This is a genomic window from Meridianimaribacter sp. CL38 (assembly GCF_004328055.1).
Taxonomy (GTDB): Bacteria; Bacteroidota; Bacteroidia; order Flavobacteriales; family Flavobacteriaceae; genus Gaetbulibacter_B; species Gaetbulibacter_B jejuensis.
This window is the reverse complement of the sequence record NZ_QKWS01000012.1, coordinates 1-3,899: the sequence shown is the minus strand read 5'-3', so window position 1 is coordinate 3,899 and position 3,899 is coordinate 1. Positions and strand designations below refer to the sequence as shown.

Sequence of the window (3,899 nt, the reverse complement as noted above, 5' to 3'; positions counted from 1 at the left end):
TTAGTGATGTTCTCATAAAGTGTAGGTAATGGGTTTACTCCTGCGTCTGCATCATCAAAACTCGCATAGTACGTTACTGTATAATTTAATGGGTCTTGACCATCTAGTACGTCTTCATCTAATGTTGATAGATCAAATTGTACACTGTCGTTAGTTGGGTCTCCATCTATCTCCATATTGTCATCACATAGCTCATATAGAATTGGCTCCATATCACTATTGGCTTCTGCTGCTTCCTGAACTTCTATGTTAAAGCTTTGTGTGCTTATCGAACATCCTGTTACTGTATTGGTAATGGCTACATAGATTGGTTGTGGATTGATCACATTAGTATATGGACTTACCAATCCGTTCATTAGATCATCAGCATCTGCTTGTGTAGCATGATAGCTTACTGTAAATAGGGTTGGATCTTGACCATTAAGTACTTCTGCATCTTTACTGGTTAAATCAAACTGTGCAAAGCCATCGGTATTGTCTTCACATATGATAAAGTCCGTTACTGCTACTACATCTGGTAATGGGTTTACGGTTATCGTAAAGGTTACTATGGTATAACATCCTGTTACATCATTAGTCACACGCACATAAATGGTTTGTGCTGTGTAATCGGTTGGGATGTTAGTGTACATTGTTGGGTCTGCTATAGCATTGGCTCCTGCTTCTGCATCTTCTTCTGTTTCATGGTAGCTTGCTGTTACTCCTGCTTCTCCATTGATGATGTATACTTCGTTTTCGGTAAGATCAAATACCTCTTGTCCATCTCCTGTATTGATGTCATCACATAACTCTAGGTTATCTGGATCTGTACTTGGAGTTGGGTTTGGTAATACTCTAATGGTTAACGTTGTGTAATCCACACAGCCTGTATCGGTATCGGTAACAACTACATATAGTGTTTGTGGGTTAGCTGGTGCGCCATTAACCGATGTATTGGTATAGGCTGTAGCGTCTACTGCGTTGGTTCCTGACTGTGCATCGGCATTGGTTTCATAATAGCTTACACTCCAGCTTGCTTCTCCTCCTGTAATCTCACTGTCCTTTACGGTAAGATCAAATACTGTAATCTCATCGGCCACTTCATCATCACACAACTCTAATGGTGTTGGTTGTATTGCTGTTGGTGGAAGCTCCACACGTATTTCAAACTCTCCTGTAGTTACACAGCCATTGGCTACACTTACTAAGCGTATGTAAATGGTCTGTGGATTGATTTGGTTACTATAGTTAGTCGTGTTAGCTATTGGGTTGTTTCCTGAGTCTGCATCTGCCTGTGTTAAATGGTAGGTCAGTACAAAATCTGCTGGGTCTTGGGTACCTAATATCTCTGCTGCTTTGGTGGTTAAATCAAACTGCGCAATCTCATCGGTATTGGTATCACAGATAACATAATCGTCTATGTTTGTTGGAACTACTGGTGATGGTAATACATTTAATACCAATGGTACTATAGTAAAGCATCCTGTTATTGTGTTCTCTGCTCTTGCATAAACGGTTTGTGTATCTGGTACGATATTACTGTAAGGACTTACTAATGGGTTTTGTGCGTTTTCAGCATCTGCCATAGTCTCATGGTAGCTCACAGCAATATCCAATTCACCATTGATGATCTCTACTGTACTACTGTCTAAATCAAAACTTGCAAAGCCATCATTGTCTACATCACATTCTTCTAAGTCTGTTGGTACTGCTGGTGACGGTATTGGGTTTACTCGTAAATCTAAAGTGATCGTACTCACACAGCCTGTAACATCATTGGTCGCTCTTACATAAATAGTCTGTGGGTTTACAGTATTAGTATATGGACTTGTGATTGGGTTGTTCCCTGAATCGGCATCGGCTTGGGTCTCATAATACGTCAGGCTGATTCCTGTTTGACCATTCAAGATCTCATCAGCTGCATCTTCTAATGTAAAGGCTTCTTGCTCATCGCCTGGGTTGTTATAATCACATAACTCCAATGGTGATGGTTGTACCAATACTGGTAATGCATTAACGATAAGCTCTAATGTTGTAAGCTTATAACATCCGTTGTTATTGTCTTCTACTCGTACCCATAGGGTCTGGTTGAAGGCTGTTGTGTTTGTATAGGCTGCTGGGTTCAGTATTGGGTTTGTTCCTGCTTCAGCATTAGCTTCTGTTTCATGATAAGTGACTGTATACTGTGTTGGGTCTGCTAGGTTTTGAAGTACTTCTGCATCCTTGGTAGTAAGGTCAAACTGTGCAAATCCATCGGCTGAGGCATCGTCACAGACTTGTAATGGTGTTGGTCCTGCTCCTAATTGTGGGGTTGGATTTACTATCAATACTAAATCTACTATCGTAGCACAATCGGTAGCTATGGTAGCGCTTTCTACTCTAGCGTAAACAGTTTGCGTGTTTACCACAATGTTATTGTATGGACTTGCTAATGGGTTTACATTATTATTGGCATCTGCCATAGTCTCATGGTAAGTTACTGTAAGTCCTGGAACGCCTCCTGTTATTTCATTATCTGCATCGGTAAGGGTAAACACTCCAAAACCATCACTATCAGGATCACAGTACTCCAATGGTGTTGGCACATTAGCTACTGGTGCTTGTTCCACTACCAACGTTAAGGTTGTAGTAGCATAACATCCTGTGTTGATATCCTGAACACGTACATACACTACTTCTCCATCAAACCCTGTGTATGGTATTGGTAATGGGTTAGTAGCATTGTCTGCATCTAACTGTGTTGGGTAATACGTTACCGAGTAGTTCGGGTTGTTACCACTAATCTCTATATTCTTTAGAGTAAGATCAATGTCTGTTATGCCGTCTGGTACATTATCATCACAAACTTCCAATGGTGTAGGAACTACTAATGCTGGAAGTGGGTTGACCACCAACTCAAAACTACTTACTGAAGCACAGTTTGTAATTGTATTGGTAAGTGCCACATATAGGGTTTGTGGATTGGTTTGATTAATATATGGTACGGTTATCGCATTGATTCCTGCTTCGGCATCTGCCTGTGTTTCGTAATAGCTTACCGCTACATTAACCTGTCCATTGATGATTTCTGCATCTTTGGTCGTAAGGTCAAATGTTTCTTGCTCGTCGCCTGGGTTGTTATAGTCACACAACTCGTATGGTGTTATCGCACCTATGGTTGGTAATGGGTTTACCAATAGGGTAAGCTCTACTGTGTCATGGCAGCCTGAAGCGTCATCTTCCAAACGCACATAAACGGTTTGGGTGTTTGGTACAATATTGTTGTATGGACTTGATAGGTCATTGACACCATTGTCTGCATCAGACTGGGTCTCATGGTAGGTCACTGTCATTCCAGTTTGACCACCTAATACTTCCGCGTCTTTTAATGTTAAGGTAAAGCTTGCAAAACCATCGTTATCATCATCGCAGACTTCCAATGGTGTTGGTGCTACTGCTACTGGTAGTGGGTTAACCACTAGCTCTAATGTCGTAGTATTATAGCATCCTGTCGTTGCATCTTCTAAACGTACATATACCGTTTGCGTGTTGATGACAATGTTAGTGTATGGTGAGAAAATCTCATTGGTAGCATTGTCTGCATCGGCTTGGGTTTCATAGTAAGTGACGTTAACACCTGTTTGTCCGTTAAGTATCTCTGCATTCTTATCTGTTAGTGTAAATGCTGCAAAACCATCGGCATCGTCATCACAAACTTCTAATGGTGTTGGCACTAATACTTCTGGTAATGGGTTAACGATAAGCTCAAAGCTTGTGTATCCATAACAGTCTGGTGTGGTAGCATCTTCTACTCTTACATGTATCGTCTGTGGGTTACCTGTATTGGTATAGGTTGCTGGGTTTGCTATAGCATTCATAGGTGCTTCTGCATCTGCTTGGGTCTCGTAATAGGTTACTGTATAAACCAATGGGTCTTGACC

1 pseudogene is annotated in these 3,899 nt (G+C 41.1%); it reads right to left on the bottom strand.

Annotated elements, in window-relative coordinates:
* Positions 1 to 3,899: pseudogene (locus DMZ43_RS14880) on the bottom strand (hypothetical protein); the annotation flags it as partial.